The organism is Actinomadura citrea, from assembly GCF_013409045.1.
GTDB lineage: Bacteria > Actinomycetota > Actinomycetes > Streptosporangiales > Streptosporangiaceae > Spirillospora > Spirillospora citrea.
In genome coordinates this window covers 2,364,988-2,385,898 of the sequence record NZ_JACCBT010000001.1, presented here as the reverse complement: position 1 = coordinate 2,385,898, position 20,911 = coordinate 2,364,988, and the positions used below count along the sequence as shown (strand labels likewise).

General features: G+C 73.2%; 19 protein-coding genes. 9 read left to right on the top strand and 10 right to left on the bottom strand.

Features of this window, described 5'->3' with window-relative positions:
- The first annotated feature begins 193 nt into the window (after nt 1-193).
- Together glgB and BJ999_RS11230 are read left to right on the top strand one after the other, a co-directional pair.
- Nucleotides 194-2,425 carry a 1,4-alpha-glucan branching protein GlgB gene (gene glgB, locus BJ999_RS11235; protein ID WP_179833248.1) on the top strand — a complete coding sequence of 744 codons (2,232 nt, stop codon included), beginning with the start codon at nt 194-196 and terminating at the stop codon, nt 2,423-2,425.
- A gap of 9 nt (nt 2,426-2,434) precedes the next feature.
- Nucleotides 2,435-2,785: an ACT domain-containing protein gene (locus BJ999_RS11230; RefSeq protein ID WP_179833247.1), complete on the top strand. Its 351-nt coding sequence runs from the start codon at nt 2,435-2,437 to the stop codon at nt 2,783-2,785.
- A 14-nt stretch (nt 2,786-2,799) separates the two neighbouring features.
- On the opposite strand, the gene BJ999_RS11225 is transcribed toward BJ999_RS11230, so the two are convergent.
- Nucleotides 2,800-3,657, bottom strand: a complete 858-nt coding sequence (locus tag BJ999_RS11225; protein ID WP_179833246.1) for an NUDIX domain-containing protein — start codon at nt 3,655-3,657, stop codon at nt 2,800-2,802.
- Nucleotides 3,658-3,757: 100 nt separating this feature from the next.
- On the opposite strand from BJ999_RS11225, the gene BJ999_RS11220 reads away from it, so the two are divergent.
- The 3 genes from BJ999_RS11220 to BJ999_RS11210 all read left to right on the top strand — a co-directional run bounded on the left by BJ999_RS11220 (nt 3,758) and on the right by BJ999_RS11210 (nt 6,538).
- Nucleotides 3,758-4,288, top strand: coding sequence for a PaaI family thioesterase (locus tag BJ999_RS11220; RefSeq protein WP_229810473.1), 531 nt, complete (start codon nt 3,758-3,760; stop codon nt 4,286-4,288).
- 70 nt (nt 4,289-4,358) lie between these two features.
- Entirely contained in the window at nt 4,359-6,062 is a 1,704-nt protein-coding gene (gene sppA, locus BJ999_RS11215; protein ID WP_179833244.1) for a signal peptide peptidase SppA, read from the top strand.
- Complete coding sequence (locus BJ999_RS11210; protein WP_179838469.1) at nt 6,047-6,538, top strand: flavin reductase family protein; 492 nt, start codon at nt 6,047-6,049, stop codon at nt 6,536-6,538. Before sppA ends, BJ999_RS11210 begins: the two co-directional genes overlap by 16 nt.
- Here the strand turns inward: BJ999_RS11210 and BJ999_RS11205 are convergent.
- The 6 genes from BJ999_RS11205 to hutH are packed head-to-tail and all read right to left on the bottom strand — an operon-like array spanning nt 6,535 to nt 14,049.
- Nucleotides 6,535-7,071 (bottom strand): ferritin-like domain-containing protein, encoded by a 537-nt coding sequence (locus BJ999_RS11205; protein WP_089314234.1) that lies wholly within the window; start codon nt 7,069-7,071, stop codon nt 6,535-6,537. The two genes, BJ999_RS11210 and BJ999_RS11205, sit on opposite strands and share 4 nt — an antisense overlap.
- A gap of 20 nt (nt 7,072-7,091) precedes the next feature.
- Complete coding sequence (gene hutI, locus BJ999_RS11200) at nt 7,092-8,264, bottom strand: imidazolonepropionase (protein ID WP_179833243.1); 1,173 nt, start codon at nt 8,262-8,264, stop codon at nt 7,092-7,094.
- Nucleotides 8,261-9,631 carry a formimidoylglutamate deiminase gene (locus BJ999_RS11195; RefSeq protein ID WP_179833242.1) on the bottom strand — a complete coding sequence of 457 codons (1,371 nt, stop codon included), beginning with the start codon at nt 9,629-9,631 and terminating at the stop codon, nt 8,261-8,263. Before BJ999_RS11195 ends, hutI begins: the two co-directional genes overlap by 4 nt.
- A 10-nt stretch (nt 9,632-9,641) precedes the next feature.
- A complete protein-coding gene (locus BJ999_RS11190) occupies nt 9,642-10,841 on the bottom strand; it encodes an allantoate amidohydrolase (protein ID WP_179833241.1) in 1,200 nt (399 codons plus the stop codon).
- The gene (hutU, locus tag BJ999_RS11185) at nt 10,838-12,493 is read right to left on the bottom strand and encodes a urocanate hydratase (RefSeq protein WP_179833240.1); all 1,656 of its coding nucleotides are present in this window, start codon (nt 12,491-12,493) and stop codon (nt 10,838-10,840) included. The genes BJ999_RS11190 and hutU overlap by 4 nt, the downstream gene beginning before the upstream one ends.
- Before the next feature lie 11 nt (nt 12,494-12,504).
- Nucleotides 12,505-14,049, bottom strand: coding sequence for a histidine ammonia-lyase (gene hutH, locus BJ999_RS11180; RefSeq protein ID WP_179833239.1), 1,545 nt, complete (start codon nt 14,047-14,049; stop codon nt 12,505-12,507).
- A gap of 92 nt (nt 14,050-14,141) precedes the next feature.
- Here hutH and BJ999_RS11175 point away from each other — a divergent pair, with 92 nt between their 5' ends.
- A complete protein-coding gene (locus BJ999_RS11175; protein WP_179833238.1) occupies nt 14,142-14,903 on the top strand; it encodes an IclR family transcriptional regulator in 762 nt (253 codons plus the stop codon).
- On the opposite strand, the gene BJ999_RS11170 is transcribed toward BJ999_RS11175, so the two are convergent.
- The 3 genes from BJ999_RS11170 to BJ999_RS11160 all read right to left on the bottom strand — a co-directional run bounded on the left by BJ999_RS11170 (nt 14,881) and on the right by BJ999_RS11160 (nt 17,470).
- Entirely contained in the window at nt 14,881-15,969 is a 1,089-nt protein-coding gene (locus tag BJ999_RS11170; protein WP_179833237.1) for an SDR family oxidoreductase, read from the bottom strand. The two genes, BJ999_RS11175 and BJ999_RS11170, sit on opposite strands and share 23 nt — an antisense overlap.
- Nucleotides 15,970-16,048: 79 nt before the next feature.
- Nucleotides 16,049-16,684, bottom strand: coding sequence for a hypothetical protein (locus BJ999_RS11165; RefSeq protein ID WP_179833236.1), 636 nt, complete (start codon nt 16,682-16,684; stop codon nt 16,049-16,051).
- A gap of 222 nt (nt 16,685-16,906) precedes the next feature.
- Complete coding sequence (locus tag BJ999_RS11160; RefSeq protein ID WP_179833235.1) at nt 16,907-17,470, bottom strand: GNAT family N-acetyltransferase; 564 nt, start codon at nt 17,468-17,470, stop codon at nt 16,907-16,909.
- A gap of 291 nt (nt 17,471-17,761) precedes the next feature.
- On the opposite strand from BJ999_RS11160, the gene BJ999_RS11155 reads away from it, so the two are divergent.
- From BJ999_RS11155 to BJ999_RS11145, 3 genes are all read left to right on the top strand, one after another.
- Nucleotides 17,762-18,511 (top strand): SAM-dependent methyltransferase, encoded by a 750-nt coding sequence (locus BJ999_RS11155; RefSeq protein ID WP_229810475.1) that lies wholly within the window; start codon nt 17,762-17,764, stop codon nt 18,509-18,511.
- Nucleotides 18,511-19,695: a cytochrome P450 family protein gene (locus BJ999_RS11150; protein ID WP_179833233.1), complete on the top strand. Its 1,185-nt coding sequence runs from the start codon at nt 18,511-18,513 to the stop codon at nt 19,693-19,695. Before BJ999_RS11155 ends, BJ999_RS11150 begins: the two co-directional genes overlap by 1 nt.
- A gap of 281 nt (nt 19,696-19,976) precedes the next feature.
- Nucleotides 19,977-20,876 carry an endonuclease/exonuclease/phosphatase family protein gene (locus BJ999_RS11145; RefSeq protein WP_179833232.1) on the top strand — a complete coding sequence of 300 codons (900 nt, stop codon included), beginning with the start codon at nt 19,977-19,979 and terminating at the stop codon, nt 20,874-20,876.
- Nucleotides 20,877-20,911: the final 35 nt, after the last annotated feature.

Sequence of the window (20,911 nt, the reverse complement as noted above, 5' to 3'; positions counted from 1 at the left end):
CGAGGTAGACGTGGCCGCACGGACGACACATTCGACGCGACCCCACGACGAAGAGTCGTGTCGTCCGTGCGGCCGCAACATCCGCACCGGAAATGCCGGATTCGCGAAAACAGGTCGGCCCGTCATGTGAGAGCGCCGGTTCTCGGGGCAACCTCATGGGGTAAACCGCTCAGTGACGGGAGACCATGACGCCATGGCACGGGTGACGCGCGCGGAGATCGATCGGCTCGTCGGCGGCGACCACCATGATCCGCACGGTGTCCTCGGGGCGCATCCCGGCCGGGACGGGGTGACGGTGCGGGCGTTGCGCCCGCTCGCCGAGAAGGTCGAGGTCGTCCTGCCGAACGGCGACCGGCACCCCCTGCGGCACTTCCACCAGGGGCTGTTCGCCGGGACGCTGCCCGCCGGCTCGTCGCTCGCGGGCCCCGAGAAGGACCGGGCGCCCCTCGCCGTCCCCGACTACCGGCTCGCCGTCACCTACGGCGACGGGATCGAGACGATCCAGGACGACCCCTACCGGCACCTGCCGACGCTCGGCGAGCTCGACCTGCACCTGATCGGCGAGGGGCGGCACGAGGAGCTGTGGCGCGCGCTCGGCGCCCGCGTCCGCTCCTACGCCTCCGCGCTCGGCACCGTGACCGGGACGGGCTTCGCGGTGTGGGCGCCGACGGCGCGGGGCGTGCGGGTGGTCGGCGACTTCAACCACTGGGACGGCCGCGCGTACCCGATGCGGTCGCTCGGCTCCACCGGCATCTGGGAGCTGTTCGTCCCGGGCGTCGGCGACGGCACGCGCTACAAGTACGAGATCCTCGGGGCCGACGGCGTGTGGCGCGCCAAGGCCGACCCGATGGCGCAGGCCACCGAGTGCCCGCCCGCGACGGCGTCCCGCGTCTTCACCTCCTCCTACGAGTGGGAGGACGGCGCGTGGATGGACTCGCGCAAGGAGCACGACTGGCTGCACGAACCCATGAGCGCCTACGAGGTGCACCTCGGATCGTGGCGTCCCGGGCTCGGCTACCGGGAACTGGCGGAGGAGCTGACGCAGTACGTCAGCGACATGGGCTTCACGCACGTGGAGCTGCTGCCGGTCACCGAGCACCCCTACGGCCCGTCCTGGGGCTACCAGGTGACGTCCTACTACGCGCCCACGGCGCGGTTCGGCGACCCCGACGACTTCCGCTACCTCATCGACCGCCTCCACCAGGCCGGTATCGGCGTCATCATGGACTGGGTGCCCGCCCACTTCCCCAAGGACGAGTGGGCGCTGGCCCGGTTCGACGGCACCGCCCTCTACGAGCACGACGATCCGCAGCGGGGCGAGCACCCCGACTGGGGGACGCTCGTGTTCAACTTCGGCCGCGCCGAGGTCCGCAACTTCCTGGTGGCGAACGCGTCGTTCTGGCTGGAGGAGTTCCACATCGACGGGCTGCGCGTGGACGCCGTCGCCTCGATGCTGTATCTCGACTACTCGCGCAACGAGGGCGAGTGGACGCCCAACATCTACGGCGGGCGGGAGAACCTGGAGGCCATCTCGTTCCTCCAGGAGATGAACGCGACGGTCTACAAGCGCAACCCCGGCGTCATGACGATCGCGGAGGAGTCGACGGCGTGGCCCGGGGTGTCCCGTCCGACCCATCTCGGCGGGCTCGGGTTCGGGTTCAAGTGGAACATGGGCTGGATGCACGACACGCTCGAATACCTGCGCCACGAGCCGGTGTTCCGGAACTACCACCACAACGAGATCACGTTCTCGCTGGTGTACGCGTTCTCGGAGAACTACGTCCTGCCGCTGTCGCACGACGAGGTCGTCCACGGCAAGGGCTCGCTGCTGAGCAAGATGCCGGGCGACTCCTGGCAGCAGTTCGCCGGGCTGCGGTCGCTGCTCGCCTACATGTGGTCGCATCCCGGCAAGCAGCTGCTGTTCATGGGGCAGGAGTTCGGGCAGGGCGCCGAATGGGCGGAGGAGCGCCCGCTCGACTGGTGGCTGCTGGACAACGCCGCCGAGGGGGCCAACCACCTGGGGCTGCAGAAGCTCGTCCGCGACCTGAACCACGCCTACAAGGACGAGCCCGCGCTGTGGACGCGCGACAGCGACCACGACGGGTTCCGCTGGATCGACGGCAACGACGCGGGCGGCAACACCCTGTCCTACCTGCGGTACGGGACGGCCCCGGACGGCGCCGAACCGCCCGTCGTCGCGTGCGTCGTCAACTTCGCCGGGAACCCGCACGAGAACTACCGGGTGGGCCTCCCGCGGGCGGGCCGATGGCGCGAGCTCGTCAACACCGACGCCTACGAGTACGGCGGCAGCGGCGTCGGCAACCTCGGCCGGGTCGAGGCCGCGCCGGAGCCGTGGCACGGGCTGCCCGCGTCCGCGGAGATGCGCGTCCCACCCCTGGGGGCGGTGTGGCTCGTCCCTGAATAGGGTGAGGGGATGCGCCTGCACATCGTCCCCGGTCAGTTCATGGTGGAGCACCTTCCGCACGCGACGCTCCCGGAGGACGACGAGTGGGTCGCGCTCGTACGCGCCCCCGAGGGCCTCACCGTGATCCGGGACGCCTCACCGTTCGCCGAGACGGAGCGGTGGGTCGGCTTCTACGGCGACACGGCGCACGGCCTCGACCTGCCCGGCGTGCTCGCCGGGATCGTGGGGCCGCTGGCCGAGGCCGGGGTGCCCGTCTTCGTCGCCTCGACCTACCACTCCGACCTCGTGCTCGTCCCGGAGCACCGGTCGGAGCAGGCGGCGGAGGCGCTGCGCGGCGCCGGCCACCGCGTGGAGAACTGAGCCCGCCTGAAGATCTAGAGGCGTTCGAGCAGCCAGCGGGGACCGGTGACGGCGGCGCCCGCCTCCGCGCAGCGGGCGCGCAGCTCCCGGTCGGCCGTCACCACCAGGTGGGCCTTGCCCGGGTCGCCCTGCCGCACGAGGTCGACGATCGTGTCGTCGCCGCTGCCGGGCGCGGCCACGACCCGCAGGCCGTCGACCGGCTCGTCGGCGACGCCCCGCGCCGCGCCCTCGACGACGAGGACGACCTCCGGGAAGCAGCGGTCGTAGGGGTAGAGGCCGTCCGGCAGGCCGTGCACGCCGCCGTCCAGGCGTTTCAGGTCGTCGCGGAGCCGCGCGTTCGCGCCCGCCCTGTCCTTCCACCAGCCGTCGGCGCGGGCGCCCACGACGTTCGCCGCGTCCACGACGAGGACGACCCCCCGCATCGCTTCCTGCACGCGGGGCCAGCAACGCGCGAACGGCTCGAACAGCTTGCGGTCGGTGACCTCTTCCGCGCGCACCCATTCGGCCCTGCGCGTCTCGCGCGACGCGGGCAGCACCCGCGCGCGCTCCGGCAGCGAGCCCACGACGGAGGTGAACGACCATCCGCCGTGGTCCTCCACGCTCGTCCCGTGGACGCGGACGGTTCCCGTGTCGAGCGTGCATTCCTCGGACGTCTCGCGCAGCGCGCCGGTGACGACGTCCTCGTGGCTGTGCAGCGCGCCGCCGAACATGCCCCACGTCCCGCCGCCGAGCCCCCACCACGCGCGCTGCTGGAGCAGCACCCACACCTGACCGGAGGAGTCGCGGTGGTAGGCCAGCAGGCCCGCGGCGCCGAACCGCCCCCAGTGCGTGTGCCCCAGGCCGCAACTGGCCCAGCCGTCGCCGTCTCCCATGCGTCCGACGATAGCGCCGCGGACTCGTGACGAAGGGCACAGTGCCCTCACCCGCCTCGCCGAATACCATTCGGAGGTCACCGTGATCAGGGAGTGCGAGTTGAGCGTCGAGGCGACCCCGCAGGCCCTATGGAAGGCCTCTCAGGAGGACCCTCAGGAAGCCGGGGCCCTCCAGGAGGCCGCCGACCTGTGGAACACCCTGTCGGGCGCCGAGCTGATCCAGGCGATGGCGGATGGACGGTTTCCGCAGATCTCCGACATCAACGACTACATCGGGCAGGACGTCGCCTCCGCCGAACCGGGCCGGGTCTCCCTCGCGTGGACGCCGGGCGAGCGGCTCTGCAACCCCGGCGGCACCGTGCACGGCGGCTACATCGCGATGATCCTCGACAACGCGGTCTGCCTCGCGGCGAGCAGCACCTGCGAGCGCTTCATGCCGATGCTCACGCTCAACCTGAACGTCGACTACCTGCGCGGCGTCCGGGCGGGCGAGGCCTACACGGTGACCGGGACGTGCGTGCACCCCGGCGCCACCCGCATGGTCTCCAACGCCGTGGTCGCCGACGGGCGCGGCCGCCCGGTCGCCCAGGCGTCGGCCAGCGTGATCCCCAACAAGGCGTTCGCGCGCTGACCCGTCCCCGCCCGGCGCCGGCCCGGCCGGGGCGCGGGAACGGCGCGCGGCGAACGCATAGGCTGGGGCCATGGTGGATCCCGGCACAGTCGTCAACGTGATCAAACAGGCCCGCGACCGGCGGACGGCCCCGCTGATCCTCGAACTCGACCTCACCGAGGGCATCGTCGAGACCGCGCCGGCCGACCCCGTCTCGGCGTTCCTGTCCATGCGCCGGCCGGGCCTGCGGGACGTCCTGGACGGGTTGCGCCGCGCCCGCTCCGACAGCCGGGTGCGCGCCCTCGTCGTGAAGGTCAGCGGCACCGTCGGGCTGGCGCTCGCGCAGGAGCTGCGCGAGGCGGTGCAGGGCCTGCGGGACGCGGGCAAGCACACCGTCGCCTGGGCCGAGACGTTCGGCGAGGGAGGCCGCGGCACCGTCCCGTTCTACCTGGCCACCGGGTTCGACAAGGTCTACCTGCAGCCCACCGGCGAGGTGGGGCTCACCGGCATCGCGATCGAGGAGCCGTTCTTCGCCGGCGCGCTGGAGAAGGCGGGCGTCCGGCCGCGGTTCGCCAAGCGCTACGAGTACAAGACCATGGCGAACACGTTCATGGAGAAGACCTACACGCCCGAGCACGAGGAGTCGTCGCAGCGCCTCGTCACCTCGCTCGGCGAACAGATCACCGCCGGGATCGCCGGTTCGCGCGGCCTGCCGGAGGAGAAGGTCCGCGAGCTCACCGACCGCGGTCCGCTGCTGGCCGCCGAGGCGCTGGAGGAGGGCCTCGTCGACGGCCTCGCCTACCGCGACGAGATCTACGGCGCCCTGCGCGAGGAGTTCGGCCAGGAGGCGCAGCTGCGCTACGTCTCCCGCTACAACCGCGCGCACGGACTGGCGAACCGCCTCCCGCAGCCCGGCAGGCAGGACGTCGTCGCGTTCGTCAACGGGCAGGGCCCGATCCGGCTCGGCCGCAGCGGCCGGGGCGGCCCGCTCCCGAACTCCGGGCCCGCGATGGGCTCGGACACGATCGGCGCCGCGTTCCGCGCCGCCGTGAAGGACGACCGGGTCAAGGCGATCGTGTTCCGCGTCAACAGCCCGGGCGGCTCCGCCGTCGCCTCCGACTCGATCTGGCGCGAGGTCGTCCTCGCCCGCCGCGCCGGCAAGCCCGTGATCGTCTCCATGGGCAACGTCGCCGCGTCCGGCGGCTACTACGTCTCGATGGCCGCCGACACGATCGTCGCGCAGCCCGGCACCATCACCGGCTCGATCGGCGTCGTGGTCGGCAAGGCCGTGGTGAACGACCTGCTGGAGCGGGTCGGCGTCGGCCTCGGCTCGGTCGCCGACGGCGACCACGCCCGCATGTTCAGCGCCACCAAGGACTTCAGCGACTCCGAGTGGGAGCGCGTCAACGCCTCCCTCGACAGGATCTACGACGACTTCACCGCGAAGGTCGCCGAGGGCCGCGACCTGTCCCGCGACCGCGTCCACGAACTGGCCCGGGGCCGGGTCTGGACGGGCGCGGACGCGCGCGAGCGCGGCCTCGTCGACGAGCTCGGCGGCATCGACCTGGCCCTGGACCTCGCCCGCAAGAAGGCGGGCATGGCCTCCGACGCGCCGGTCCGCATCTACCCGCACACCTCGCCGCTGGAGCGGCTGCGCCCGCCGGAGTCCAGCGAGGACCGCACCGCCGCGTCCGCGCGCTTCGACGGGTGGGGCTCCCTCGGCGGGGTCGCCGCGCGCCTCGGCCTGCCCTCCGCGGGCCCGCTCACCCTGCCCGGAGCCTGGGAGATCCGCTGAGCGCCGACTTCGTCGAGGCCGTCGCGGGCTTCGCCACCGGAGTGGTCGTGCTGACCGTCCGCGACGGCCGGGACGACCTCGGCACCACGATCACCTCGTTCATGTCGGTGTCGCTGGATCCCCCGCTGGTGCTGGCGAGCGTGGCGTCCTCGTCCTACCTCACCGAGGTGCTGCGCCGGCGCCCGCGCTGGGCGGCGACGATCCTGTCCGCGTCCCAGCGCGCCCTGGCCGGCCGGTTCGCCTCCGAGGGACGGCCGAGCGCCCGCATCCTGCTGGCGAGCGAACCCCACCACCGCGGCGAGCACTCCGGCGCCCTCGTCCCCGACACGGGCGTCTCGGCCCTGGAGTGCGAGACCCGCCAGATCGTCGAGGCGGGCGACCACACCCTCTTCGTCGCCGAGATCGTCTCGACCGACTACGTCAGCGCCGGGCGGACCCCCCTGGTGAGGGCCGCCCGGCGCTATCTGCCCGGCTAGGACTTCGGGAAGCGCTCCAGGAAGCCGCGCAGGTCGTCGGCGTGCTCCTCCTCCTGCGCGAGGATCTGCTCGAAGACGCGCTTGGTGGTGGGGTCGCCGTCGCCGAGCCACTGGATGATCTCGGTGTAGGACGCGATGGCGATCCGCTCCGCCACCAGGTCCTCCTTGAGCATCTCGACGAGGTCGAGGCTGGCGTTGTACTCGGCGTGGGCGCGGGTGGTGAGGGTGTCCGGGGAGAAGTCGGGCTCGCCGCCGAGCTGGACGATCCGCTCGGCCAGCATGTCGGCGTGCTGCTGCTCCTCGGCCGCGTGCTGGAGGAACTCGCTCGCGACGGTCTCGGCGTGGATTCCGGTGGCCGTGTAGTAGTGCCGCTTGTACCGCAGCACGCACACGATCTCCGTGGCCAGGGCCTCGTTGCAGACCTGGATCACGCGCTCGACGTCCGCGCCGTACGCCTCGGTGATCGGGCCTTTGTCGATCTCCTGCCGAGCACGTTCGCGCAGGGTCTTGATGTCCGTCAGGAACTCCGCCATCTAGGGGCCTCCACAGTCGACTACAGGAGGCCCTTTACCCGGCGCCCGTGCTTCCACACGGCGTGTGTCAGAGGCACGCCCGGCCGGTAGGCGAGGTGGATGTGGGACGGGGCGTCCAGGACGTGGACGTCGGCGCGGGCGCCCGGTGACAGGTGCCCCACGTCGGTGCGGCGCAGGGCGCGGGCGCCGCCCGCGGTCGCCGACCAGACGGCCTCGGCGGGCGTCATGCGCATGTCCCGGACGGCCACGGCGATGCAGAACGCCATGCTGGAGCTGTAGCAGGACCCGGGGTTGCAGTCGGTGGCGAGGGCGACGGTGGCTCCGGCGTCCAGGAGGCGGCGGGCGTCCGGGTAGGGCTGGCGGGTGGAGAACTCGACGCCGGGCAGGAGCGTCGCGACCGTCCGGGACGACGCCAGAGCGTCCACGTCGGCGTCGCCGAGGAACGTGCAGTGGTCGGCGGACGCGGCCTCCAGCTCGACCGCGAGCCGCACGGCGGGCCCCTGCGTGAGCTGGTTCGCGTGGAGGCGCGGCGACAGGCCCGCCTTGACGCCCGCCGTGAGGACCTCCCGGGCCTGGTCGGCGTCGAAGGCGCCCTCCTCGCAGAAGACGTCCACCCAGCGGGCGTGCGGGGCGCAGGCGGCGAGCATGTCGGTGGCGGCGAGGTGCGCGTACCCGGCGGCGTCGCCCGCGTACTCGGCGGGGACGACGTGGGCGCCCAGGTAGGTGACCTCGTCGGCGTACTCGGCGGCGATGCGGACGGCGCGCGCCTCCTGGTCGACCGTGAGGCCGTAGCCGGACTTGCACTCGACCGTCGTCACGCCCTGCCGGGCCATCTCGTGCACGAGGCGGCGCACGTTGGCGCGCAGGTCGTCGTCGGACGCGGCGCGGGTGCGCTCGACGGTGGTGCGGATGCCGCCCGCGGCGTACTTCTCGCCGTTCATCCGGGCGGCGAACTCCTCGGCGCGCTCGCCGGCGAAGACCAGGTGGGCGTGGGAGTCCACGAAGCCGGGCAGCACCGCCCGCCCGGCGGCGTCGAACGACTCGTCCGCGGCGGGGGCGGCGGACGCCGGGCCCGTCCACGCGACCGCGCCGTCCTCGATCACCAGTGCGGCGTCGCGGACGACGGCCAGGCCGCCGCCCGCGGCGGGGTCGTTGGTGACGAGCTCTCCGATGTTGGTGATGACCGTGCTCATCGGCGCAGGATCTCACGGGGCGGGTCGGCGGTGACGGCGGCGATGGAGCGGGCCAGCGCGGCGGGGACGTCCTCGACCAGCAGGTGGCGGCCGTCCTGGACGACCTGGCGGCCGGAGACGACGACGTGCCGCACGTCCGCGGCGGTGGCGGCGAACACCGCGGCCTCGGCGGCGTGGTCCGGGCCCGCGCCGGCGGTGCGGACCGAGTCGAGGGCGACGGTGACGAGGTCGGCGTAGGCGCCGGGCTCCAGCCGTCCCGCCTCGGGCCAGCCGAGGCCGTAGTGGCCGTTGGACGTGGCGGCGGCGAGCAGTTCCCCGGCCGTCCAGTGGCCCCGGGCGCGGGTGCGGAGCCGCTCGTCCAGCTCGACCGCGCGGGCCTCCTCGAACAGGTCGACGACGGCGTGCTGGTCGGAGCCGAGGCAGATCGGGGAGCCGGCGTCCGCCAGGCCGCGGGCGGGGCCGATGCCGTCGGCGAGGTCCCGCTCGGTGGTCGGGCACATGCACACGCCGGTCATCGTCGTCCCGAGCAGGCCGATGTCGTCCTCGCAGAGGTGCGTCGCGTGCACGGCCGTGGTGAGCGCGCCGAGCGCCCCGGCCTCGGCCAGCAGGCGGGTCGGCGTCATGCCGTAGGCGTCCAGGCAGTCCTGGTTCTCGGCGGGCTGCTCGGACAGGTGGACGTGCAGCGGCGCGCGGTGCTCCCGCGCCCACGCGGCGACGGCGCGCAGCTGCTCGCGCGGCACGGCCCGGACGGAGTGGATCGCGGCGCCGACGCGGGCGTGGCGCCGTTCCGCCTTGCCGGTCTGCTCGTGCAGGCTGTCGACGCGCCGCGCCCAGTTCCCGGCGGTGCCGTCCCCGAACCGCAGCTGAGGCCCGGCGAGCGGCCGGCCGATGCCGCCGGTCAGGTAGCAGGTGTCGAGGAGGGTGATGCGGATGCCCGCGTCGGACGCGGCGGCGATCAGCGCCTCGCCCATCGCGTTCGGGTCCCCGTACGGGGCGCCGCCCGGCCGGTGGTGCAGGTAGTGGAACTCGCCGACGCAGCTGATCCCCGCGAGGGCCATCTCGGCGAACACCGCGGTCGCGAGCGCGCGGTAGGAGCCCGGGTCGAGCCGGTCGGCGACCTGGTACATCTGCTCGCGCCACGTCCAGAACGTCCCGGAGTGCGCCTGGACGCGGGAGCGCAGCGCCCGGTGGAACGCGTGGGAGTGGGCGTTGGCGAGGCCCGGCAGGGTCAGGCCGGGCAGGTGCCGGACGCCCGCCGGCGCCGGGACCCGGGGGGTGATGCCGGCGATCCGCTCGCCGTCGGACTCGATGAGCACGTCGGCCGCGACGCCGTCGCCTAGCCAGGCGAACTGGGCATGCCACTGCATACCGGTCTCCCTACCCGCGCGCCAGGTCGTCCAGTACCGCGGCGAGGGCCTCGACTCCGGCCAGGCGGTCGGCCGGCTCGGCGAACTCCTCGGGCGCGTGCGACACCCCGGTCGGGTTCCGCACGAACAGCATCGCGGTCGGCAGCCGCGCCGACAGGACGCCCGCGTCGTGGCCCGCGCCGGTCGGCAGGACGGGGACGCCCCCGAGCGCCGCGCGGACCCGGTCGCGCAGCGCCAGGTCGAAGTCGACGATCTCGGTGTAGGACTCCTCCGCGAGGTCGACGCTCACCCGGTGCGGGCGCGCCACGACCCGCGCGGCCTCGTCGATCTCCAGCACGGTCCGGCGGACGGCGTCGTCGGCGGGGCCCCGGGCGTCCAGCCAGGCGGTGACCGCCGACGGGATCGCGTTGACGCCGTTCGGCTCGACCCTGACCTTCCCGACCGTCGCGACGGTCCCGTTGCGCTCGGCGGCCTCCCGCGCGGCGATGACCATCTGCGCGAACGGCAGCATCGGGTCGCGCCGGTCGGGCAGCCCCGTCGTCCCGGCGTGGTTGCCCTCGCCCGCGAAGTCGAACCGCCACCGGCCGTGCGGCACGATCGCGGCGGCCACGCCGACCGGTTCCTCCAGCGCCCGGCCCTGCTCGACATGGAGCTCGACGAAGCAGGCGATCCGGCCGAGCAGGTCCTCGTCCGGGCCGATCGCGTGCGGGTCGAGCCCGGCGTTGTGGACGACCTCGGCGAACGTGTGCCCGTCCGCGTCGGTGAGGCCGCGCGCCCGGGCCGGGTCGATCGCCCCGGCCAGCAGCCGGGAGCCGAGGCACGCCACCCCGAACCGGGCGCCCTCCTCCTCGGCGAACGCCCCGATCCCGATCGGCCGCGCGGGCCGGACGCCGCGCTCGCGGAGCCGGTCGACCGCCGCGAACGCCGACACGATGCCGAGCGGCCCGTCGAACGCTCCCCCGCCGGGCACGGAGTCGAGGTGGCTGCCGGTCAGGACGGCGCCCGTGCGGGACCCGTCCTCCGGGTACCACCAGGCGACCATGTTCCCGTTGGGGTCGTGCTCGGTCTCGAGGTCGCGGCGGCGCGCCTCGTCGGCGAACCAGGCGCGGCACTCCAGCTCCGGCGGCGTCCACGCGAACCGGTGGTAGCCGCCGGTCGCGGCGTCCCGCCCGACCGGCAGCAGCTCCGCCCACATCTCCTCGAAGCTCATGACCGCATGGGGATGCGCACCCCGCGCTCGTCGGCGACCTCGGCGGCCCGCTCGTAGCCGGCGTCGACGTGCCGCATGACGCCGGTGCCGGGGTCGTTGGTCAGGACGCGCCGGAGCTTCTCCCCGGCGAGGGCCGTGCCGTCGGCGACGCAGACCTGCCCGGCGTGGATGGAGCGCCCGATGCCGACCCCGCCGCCGTGGTGGAGGGACACCCACGTCGCGCCGGAGGAGGTGTTGAGCATGGCGTTCAGCAGCGGCCAGTCGGCGATCGCGTCCGATCCGTCCTTCATGCCCTCGGTCTCCCGGTACGGACTGGCGACCGAGCCGCAGTCGAGGTGGTCGCGGCCGAGCACGATCGGCGCGCTGATCTCGCCGCGCGCGACCAGGTCGTTGAACACCTCGCCCGCCTTGTCCCGCTCGCCGTAGCCGAGCCAGCAGATCCGCGACGGCAGGCCCTGGAAGTGGACCTTCTCCTTCGCCATCCGGATCCACCGGGTCAGCGGCTCGTTGTCGGGGAACAGGTCGAGGATCGCCTGGTCGGTGCGGGCGATGTCCCGCGGGTCGCCCGACAGCGCCGCCCACCGGAACGGCCCCTTGCCCTCGCAGAACAGCGGCCGGATGTAGGCGGGCACGAACCCGGGGAACTCGAACGCGCGCGTGTACCCGGCGAGCTGCGCCTCGCCCCGGATGGAGTTGCCGTAGTCGAACACCTCGGCGCCCGCGTCCTGGAAGCCGACCATGGCCTCGACGTGGACGGCCATCGAGGCGCGGGCCTTGGCGATGAACCCGTCGCGGTCCTTGTCGCGCTCGGCGGCCATGTCCTCGAACGCGACGCCCTGCGGCAGGTAGGCGAGCGGGTCGTGCGCGCTGGTCTGGTCGGTGACGATGTCGATCGGGGCGCCGCGCCGCAGCAGTTCGGGGACGATGTCGGCGGCGTTGCCCAGCACCGCGATCGACAGCGGCCGGCGCTCGGCCCTGGCCTCCTCGGCGAGCCGCAGCGCCTCGTCCAGCGAACCGGCCCGCACGTCGCAGTACCGGTGCTCGACCCGCCGCTCGATCCGGGACGGGTCGCACTCGACGCAGATCGCGACGCCGCCGTTCATCGTGACCGCGAGGGGCTGCGCGCCGCCCATCCCGCCGAGCCCGGCGGTGAGCGTGACCGTCCCGGCGAGGGTGCCGCCGAACCGCTTCTCGGCGACGGCGGCGAACGTCTCGTAGGTGCCCTGCAGGATCCCCTGCGTCCCGATGTAGATCCACGACCCGGCGGTCATCTGCCCGAACATCGTCAGGCCGAGCGACTCCAGGCGGCGGAACTCCTCCCACGTCCCCCACTGCGGCACGAGGTTGGAGTTCGCGATGAGCACGCGCGGCGCCCACTCGTGCGTCCGGAAGATCCCGACCGGCTTGCCGGACTGGACGAGCAGCGTCTCGTCCCCCTCCAGGTCGGACAGCGACCGGATGATGCCGTCGAAGGCGTCCCAGTTCCGGGCCGCCTTCCCCGACCCGCCGTAGACGACCAGCTCGTCCGGGTGCTCGGCGACCTCGGGGTCGAGGTTGTTCTGGATCATGCGCAGGGCGGCCTCCTGCGGCCACCCCTTGGCGGCGGTGAGCGAGGTGCCGCGCGGGGCACGGACGGGACGGGGACCGGACATGTGGGACTCCTTCAGGAGAGCGGGCCGGTGACGGCCTCGGCGGCGGCGACCAGTGAGCCGTCCCGGACCAGCGCGGTCGCGGCGGCGATCTCGGGGGCGAGGTAGCGGTCCGGGCCGGGCGGCGGGACGGCCTCGCGGAGCCTGGCGACCACGGCGGCGGTGGCCGGGCCGGGACGCAGCGGGGTGCGCAGCTCCAGCGCCCGCGCGGCGGTGAGGATCTCGACGGCGACCACCTGGGTGAGGCCGTCCACCGCGCGGCGCAGTTTGCGGGCCGCGCTCCACCCCATCGAGACGTGGTCCTCCTGCATGGCCGAGCTCGGGATCGAGTCGACGCTCGCGGGCACGGCGAGGCGCTTCAGCTCCGACACGATCGCGGCCTGCGTGTACTGAGCGATCATGTGGCCGGAGTCGACGCCCGGGTCGTCGGCGAGGAAGGCGGGCAGCCCGCCCGAGCGTCCCCGGTCGAGCATCCGGTCGGTGCGGCGCTCGGACATCGAGGCGACGTCGGCCGCCGGAACTGCGAGGAAGTCCAGCACGTAGGCGACCGGGGCGCCGTGGAAGTTGCCGTTCGACTCGACCCGCCCGTCCGGCAGGACGACGGGGTTGTCGACGGCGGACGCCAGTTCCCGTCCCGCGACCAGCTCGGCGTGCGCGAGCGTGTCGCGGGCGGCGCCGTTCACCTGCGGTGCGCAGCGCAGCGAGTAGGCGTCCTGCACGCGGGTGCAGTCGGGTCCGCGGTGCGACTCCATGATCTGCGACTCGGCCAGCAGCGCCCGCAGGTTCGCGGCGGACGCGGCCTGGCCGGGGTGGGGCCGCAGGTTCTGCAGGTCGGCGGCGAAGACGCGGTCGGTGCCGAGCAGCGCCTCGACGCTCATGGCGGCGGCCACGTCGGCGGCGGTGAGCAGCCTCCGCAGGTCGTCGATGGCCAGGACGAGCATGCCGAGCATCCCGTCCGTGCCGTTCAGGAGGGCGAGCCCCTCCTTGGCGCCGAGCGTGACCGGCATGATGCCGGCGTCCCGCAGGGCGTCGGCCGCCGGCCTCAGCTCACCGGCGGCGTCCCGGACCGACCCCTCGCCGATCAGCGCGAGGGCCACATGGGCGAGCGGCGCGAGGTCGCCGGAGCAGCCGAGGCTTCCGTACTCGAAGACCTGCGGGGTGATGCCGGCGTTGAGCAGTTCGGCCAGGGTCCTGGCGGTGACGGGCTGGACGCCGGTCCGTCCCGTGGCGAGCGTCCGCAGCCGGAGCAGCATCAGCGCCCGGACCACCTCCCGCTCGACCTCGGCCCCCGACCCCGCCGCGTGCGACCGGACGATGTTCAGCTGGAGCTGCGCCCGGAGCTCGGGCGCGATGTGCCGGGTGGCGAGCGCTCCGAAGCCCGTCGAGACGCCGTAGACCGGCGTCGGGCGCGCCGACAATTCCTCGATGTGGGCCCGTGCCTCACCGATCAGCTTCAGCGCCCCGTCCGACAGCGCGACCGTGGCGCCGTCCCTGGCCACCGCCGCGACCTGCTCGAAGGTCAGCGGTTCCGGCCCGACCTCGACCCCTGCGTCCCCCATACCAAAACCCATACCCACCATTGGAGCGCCTCCGGGGCCGCGACCCCAGCCCCGGACCGCGCTCTCTGTCTCGTATACGAGACACTCGGAGCATGAGCCAGGTCCCCGCCGCCCGCCGCGCCCTCGCGGTACTGCGCCTCCTGGCGGGCGCGCCCGGCCCCCTGCCCGCCTCGGCGATCGCCCGCAGCCTCGGCCTTCCGCGCTCCAGCGCGTACCACCTGCTGACCGCGATGGCCGAGGACGGCTTCGTCACCTACATCCCCGAGGAGCGCCGCTGGGGCCTCGGCGTCGCCGCCTTCGAGATCGGCTCCGCCTACCTGCGCCACGAGCCCCTGGAACGCCTCGCCCGCCCCCTCCTGCGCCGCCTCGTCGACCGCGTCGGCGAGATCGCGCAACTCGGCGTCCTGCACGGCGCCGAGACCCTCTACCTGCTGAAGGAGCAGCCTCCCCGGCACGCCACCCTGGTCACCGACGTCGGCGTCCGGATGCCCGCCCAGCTCACCGCGAGCGGCCGCTCGATCCTGGCCTACCTGCCGCCCGCGCAGGTCAGGGCCCTGTTCCCCGGCCGTTTCGTGGACCGCACCGGCCGGGGCCCCTCCACCCTGCGCGACCTGCGCCGCACCCTCGCCGAGGACGCCCGCCGGGGGTGGGCGGCCGAGGACGGCCACATCACCGAGGGCCTGGCGAGCATCGCCGCCTGCGCCTTCGACCACACCGGCCACCCCACCGCCGCGATCACGGTGACGTTCCGCCGCGAGGACCACCCGGAACCGGCCTGGCCCGCCCTGGCGGCCCAGGTGCGCGCCACGGCCGCCGCTCTCACGACGCGCCTCACCGGCCGTCCCCCGGCCTGATCGCCACGTCCCCGAAGCGGTCCGCGACCAGCCGGTCGGCCCAGCGCCGAAGCGCGTCCTCCACGGGCGGATGGCTCAGCCCCGCCTTCTCGGCAAGCGCGTCGGCGGAAGACGTGTCGTACCGCTCCTCGGACAGGAAGGACAGCGTCTCGGGCTCGACCCCGGTGACCGCGCGCGGCAGCCGCCGCACCAGCCCGACCGGCAGCGTCACCCGGGGCGGACGCACCTCAAGGTGCCGCGCAAGGAGCCCGACCAGTTCCGGCAGGTGCGGCGTGGCGTCGTCCAGGACCCGGTGAGCGCGGTAGGGCCCCTCGTCGTGCTCGGGCACGGCCGCCATGAAGCGGGCCAGGTGGTCGACGGCGACCACGGGCACGAACGTGCGCCGGGACCCGGCCAGCGCGGGCAGGCGCCCGGCCCACAGATCCCGCACCATCCCGGCGAGCCCGATGTACTGCCCGGCCTCCCCGGTGACCGAGTGCCCGATCACGGTCGCCGGATGCACCGCGGTGAGGGCGACGCCCTCCTCCTCCGCGACCGCCCGCACCGCCGCGTCCCCTTCGAGCTTGGACGCCTCGTAAGCACCCAGCCGCCGGTACAGCGCATCGAGTTCCTTCGCGGGGACCGGATGGGCGAGCCTCCCGTCAGAGGCCACGCGATAACCGGACACATGGACGAGACGCCGCAGCCGAGGAAGCGCGGCGGCCCACCGCACGACGTTCACGGCACCGTCGACATTCGCTCGCCGCGCCTCCTCACGCCCCGACCCGAACCGGAACAGGGCGGCGGCGTTGAAGACGTCCCGCACCGCCTCCGACCGCCCACGGTCTTCGTCCACCAGCCCGAGATCCGGCCGGGAGATGTCGGCGCCGACGACCACGAGCCCCCGATCGTCGACGCCGTGCTCCCGCAGCCATCCCCGCAGCTCACCGCCGCGCGCGGCGCCGCCCCGAACGGCCGCGACGACCGTCCGCCCCCGTCCCAGCAGCTCCGCGACCAACCATCGCCCGATGAACCCCGTCGCCCCGACGACCAGGGCGTCGCCGGTCTCACCCTCATTGAACGCCATGGGGAAAAAATAGACCGGTCTACCTATTTTGTCCAGCGCGAGCCCGCCGGGTGTGCTCGGCGGGCTCGCGGGGCGAGGGTCAGCGCTTCTTCTTGGGGGTGACGCGGAGGCGGTGGTCGAGCTTCCAGAACCAGAGGGCCTTGCCCTTGCCCACGTACACGTCATGCAGGCCGACGCACTGGCTGCGCCCCATTCCGGACAGGTCGGCCATCCACCTGCCGGTCGGCTCGTACACGTCGAACTGGTAGATCTTGTACGCCCGGCCGATGTCGAGCCGGTAGTGCTTCTTCTCCTTCAGCGTCGGCGTGTACCCGAGGCTCCGCTGCCACTGCTTGTTGCCCTGGTACCCGAGCACGGTGTTGATGCTCTCGACCGTGGCGCCGACCGAGATGGTGACCGTGTGCCCCACCGTGTACGAGGTGGCGGCGTTGAGGGTGCCGGGGCCCCAACCCGACACGGTCCACGGGTCCCGGTTCTCCCAGCGGGTCCAGGTCCCGGCGAAGTGCCGCTTGCCGCGCGCGACCCGCTTGTCGGTGCACTTCTGGCCGTTCTTCCTCTCCGACTGCCCGGCGTTCCCCGACTGCGCGCCGAGTTCCTTCTTCGCCGCGACGCTGGTGGTCGGCGTGGCGTCGCCGCCGGACACCACCGTGGTCCCCACCACGGCCGCCGTGCCCAGAACCGCCACACCCGCCAGCGTCAATCCTGCCTTCTTCATTCGAGACTTCCCCTCTATGACTCGACCCATCCCCTGGGCTCGCACGAGCCATTAAATGGAGAAAGCCGATATCGAGATCAGGGCCCTAGGACCCCAACTCCACGCCCTCCGGGCCCTGGCCCGGCCTCCTTGGGGGAGACGTCACGCACGAGGATCACCGGCAGTGAACGGGATGCGCTCCGTCGTCCTCACCACGCCGCTTCTCCTGCGGAAACTCAAGGGTCAGGTCTTCTGGCGTCGGGTCCATTCGGGGCGGAGGAGTTCGTATTCGACCTCGCCGTGCTCGGTGCCGGGGATGGGGTCGTCCCAGTGCCGGTGGAAGGTGCGCAGGTAGGTCAGGCCGGACTTCTCCATGACGCGGCGCGAGGCGGCGTTGACGGCCATGGTCTGGGCGAAGACGCGGTGGACGCCGAGGTCGGTGAACGCTTTGGCGATCAGGGCGCGTGACGCTTCGGTGGCATACCCCCGTCCCCAGCTGGCCGCGCGCAGGCAGTAGCCGAGTTCGGCCTGCTCGGCGTCGTGGCCGTCGCCGGGTTCGAGGGCGAGCCAGCCGACGAAGTCGCCGGTGGCGCGCTCGACCGCGGCCCAGCGGCTGAGCGGCCCCTGCTCGTACCAGTCGAGGATCTTGGCAAGGGTCTGGTCCCTCAGGTGGGCGCGAGGGGTCGGCCTGCCGCCGGTGAGGAACCGCATGACCTTCGGATCGCCGTCGAGCCGGACCAGGTCGTCCAGGTCGTACTCGGTGAAACGTCGCAGCAGCAGCCGGTCGGTGGTGAGAAATGCCTGCACGGAGCCGGGCCCTCCGATACGCCGACGGAGAGGGCCACGGCGTGATCATCTCGTGCCATGGCCGTAGCGGCCAGTCTAGACCTCGACATGTGAGGGTTGATGCTTAATGGGCGTTCCGTCCTTGACGCCCTTGGAACGGTCCTTATGGACCAGAGATCGCGAATGATCGAAATCGTCCGAGTTCGCCTCTAGAATCATGCGACCGGATACCCGGCCAGGGAGGTCCGTCCGTGAACGATGAGCACCATCCGGAGTGGGGGGGTCGATTCCGAGACGCCCAGTGTCGCCCGGATGTACGACTACTACCTCGGCGGCAAGGACAACTTCGCGGCGGATCGCGAGGCCGCCGATCAGGTGGTCGCCGCGATGCCGAACGTGCTGGAGTTCACCCGCGCCAACCGCAGGCTGCTGTCGCGGGCCGTGACGATGATGGCCGACCGCGGCATCCGGCAGTTCCTCGACATCGGCTCCGGGCTTCCGACGCAGGAGAACGTGCACCAGGTGGCCCAGCGCGCGGCCCCCGGCTCCACCGTCATCTACGTCGACAAGGACCCGATCGTGCTCACGCATGCGCGGGCGCTGCTGGCCGACAACCCGCTGACGACGGTCATCCAGGCCGACTTACGCGAACCGGAGAGCATCCTGGACGACCCCGAGGTGAAGGCCCGGATCGATTTCGACCGGCCGGTGGGCCTTCTGTTACTCGCCATCCTGCACTTCATCCCGGACGAGGCGCGCCCGGCGGAGATCGTGGCGAGGCTCCGCGCGCCGCTGGCCCCCGGCAGCTGCCTGGCCATCACGCACGGCCACCGCGGCGAGGTCACCACGCAGGTCGAGGAGCAGGTCCGGGGCGCGTACGGCAGGACGGGCGCCGGCGACATCATTCCGCGCGGGATCGACGAGGTCATGGCGTTCTTCGATGGCACCGAACTGGTCGGCCCCGGCCTGGTCCAGGTGGCCGACTGGCGTGCGGACGCCGAGCCGTCCCCGCCCGACATGTCCCGGCCGGGCTTCCTCGCCGGCGTTGGAAGGGTGATCTGATGCTGCCGACGAATCTGCTGTTCGGCCGGGCGTTCAGCGAGGACCCGTACGCCGTGTACGCCGAGCTGCGGGCGGCGGGGCCCGTCCATCCGATCGACTTCCCTCCGGGCGCCGCCGCCTTCCTCGTGGTCGACCACGAGCACGGCCGCGCGGCCCTGAGCGATCCGCGCCTGTCCAAGGACACCGCCTACAGCGCCGTGCCCGTGAACGCCGAGCTGTTCTTCGGCGGCACGATGCTCGGGATGGACCCGCCCGACCACACCCGGATGCGCGGGCTGGTGGCCAAGGCGTTCACCACCCGGCGGGTGGAGCGGCTGCGCCCCCGCGTCCAGGAGATCGCCGACGGGCTGCTGGACGGCATCGCGGCCCGCGGCGAGGCCGACCTGATCGAGGATTTCGCCGTCCCGCTGCCGATCCAGGTCATCTGCGAGCTGCTCGGCGTACCGGCGCGCGACCGGGCCCGGTTCCGCGAGTGGACGGCCGTGCTGACCGTGCCGGCGCTCACCGCCGAGGCCCGCGAGCGCCGCCGCGAGGCGGCCCGGGCGTTCAACGGCTACCTGCTCGACGTCATCGCCGAGCGGCGGGCCCGCCCCGAGGACGACCTGGTCAGCGCCCTGATCACGGCCCGCGACGGGGAGGCCGCCCTCACCGAGGCGCAGATGCTCGGCACCGTCGCGCTGCTGCTCATCGCCGGCCACGAGACCACCGTCAACCTCATCGGCAACGGGGTGCTCGCCCTGCTCCGGGCGCCCGGTCAGCTCGAACTGCTCCGGGCGCGGCCCGATCTGCTGCCGTCCGCGGTCGAGGAGCTGCTGCGGTTCGACGGCCCGGTGGAACGCGCGAGCCAGCGCATCGCCCTGGAGGACATGGAGATCGCCGGAACGGCGATCCCCAAGGGCGCCTGGGTGCACGTCTCGCTCGGCGCCGCCGACCGGGATCCCGCGGTGTTCGAGTCCCCCGACCGGCTGGAGGTGACCCGCGCTCCCCAGGGGCACGTCGCCTTCGGCCACGGCCCGCACTTCTGCCTCGGCGCCCCGCTGGCCCGGCTGGAGGGCCGGATCGCCATCGGCGGCCTGCTGGACCGCTTCTCCGATCTCGCCCTGGCCGTGCCGGCCGCCGAACTGCGCCACCACCGCACCGGCTCGATCGTCCGCGGCCTAGTCTCCCTTCCCGTCCGGGTCTGAACGCCGCTCCGTCAGCCGTCGAGCAGGCGGTCGTGCCGATGGACGGCGTAGAAGTCCGGCTGGCGGGCCATGAGTCCCCTCCCCCAGGACGACGGGGCCGCACAGGACGGCCGGGGAGCCGCGCACGCCGACCCGGGAACGACGGAGCTCCGTCCGCGGCGCTCAAGCAGCATGTCCAGATCGCAGGTCGCGATCTATGCTCGGAGGGCGGCAGGACGGGCGGGTGGTGACATGGCGACGGCAGAAGGCGGCCGGCCCCGGCGCGCACCGGCGCCGGGCGGGTGACGACCGGGATGGCCGGGCGCCTGCTGCGCCGGCGGTGGTTCTGGCCGGTGGTCGCCGCCGCGGCGATCCTGCTCATCTCCGGATTCGTGCTGGTCGAGCCCAGGGCGGCCGGCGACGGGTCCGTACGGGTCATGACCTACAACCTGCGCGGTGTGAACGACCCGCCGCCGCGCGACTGGAGGACCCGGCTGCCGCTGGTCAGGCGCCTGCTGCGCGAGCATGACCCGGACCTGCTCGGGGTGCAGGAGGCCCGGTGGCACCAGGTGCGGGACCTCGCCCGGACGCTGCCGGAGTACCGCTGGATCGGGCTCGGCAGCCAGGGCGGCACCCGCGACCAGTTCCTCGCGATCTTCTACCGCGAGGAGCGGTTCGAGGTGCTGGACTTCGACCACTTCTGGCTGTCCGACACGCCCTCCGCGATCGGCTCGGCCACCTGGGGCAACCGGTACGTCCGGATGGTGACGTGGGCCAAGTTCCGCGACCGCCGCACCGGGACGGTGTTCTACCAGGCCAACACGCATCTGGACAACATGTCGGCGGGCTCGCGGGTGAAGAGCGCCCGGCTGATCCTCGACCGCGTCCGCGGGTTCCAGGCGGGGGCGCCGGTCGTTCTCACCGGCGACTTCAACGACACGGCCGGAGCGTCCCCGGCGTACGCGATCCTCACCGGACCCGACGCCCTGCGCGACACCTGGACGGCGGCCGACCGGCACGGGCCGCAGTACCGCACCGAGAACCACTGGCGGCCCCCGGAACCGGGCGGCAGGCGGATCGACTGGATCCTCGTGCGGGGCCGGATCAGGACGACCTGGGCCGGGATCGACCCGTACCGGGCCGGCGGGGTCTACCCGTCCGACCATGACCCCGTGGTCGCCCGACTCGCCTTCCGGGACTGACCCCGCCGGGACGGCGAACGGCCGGGCCCCGCGCG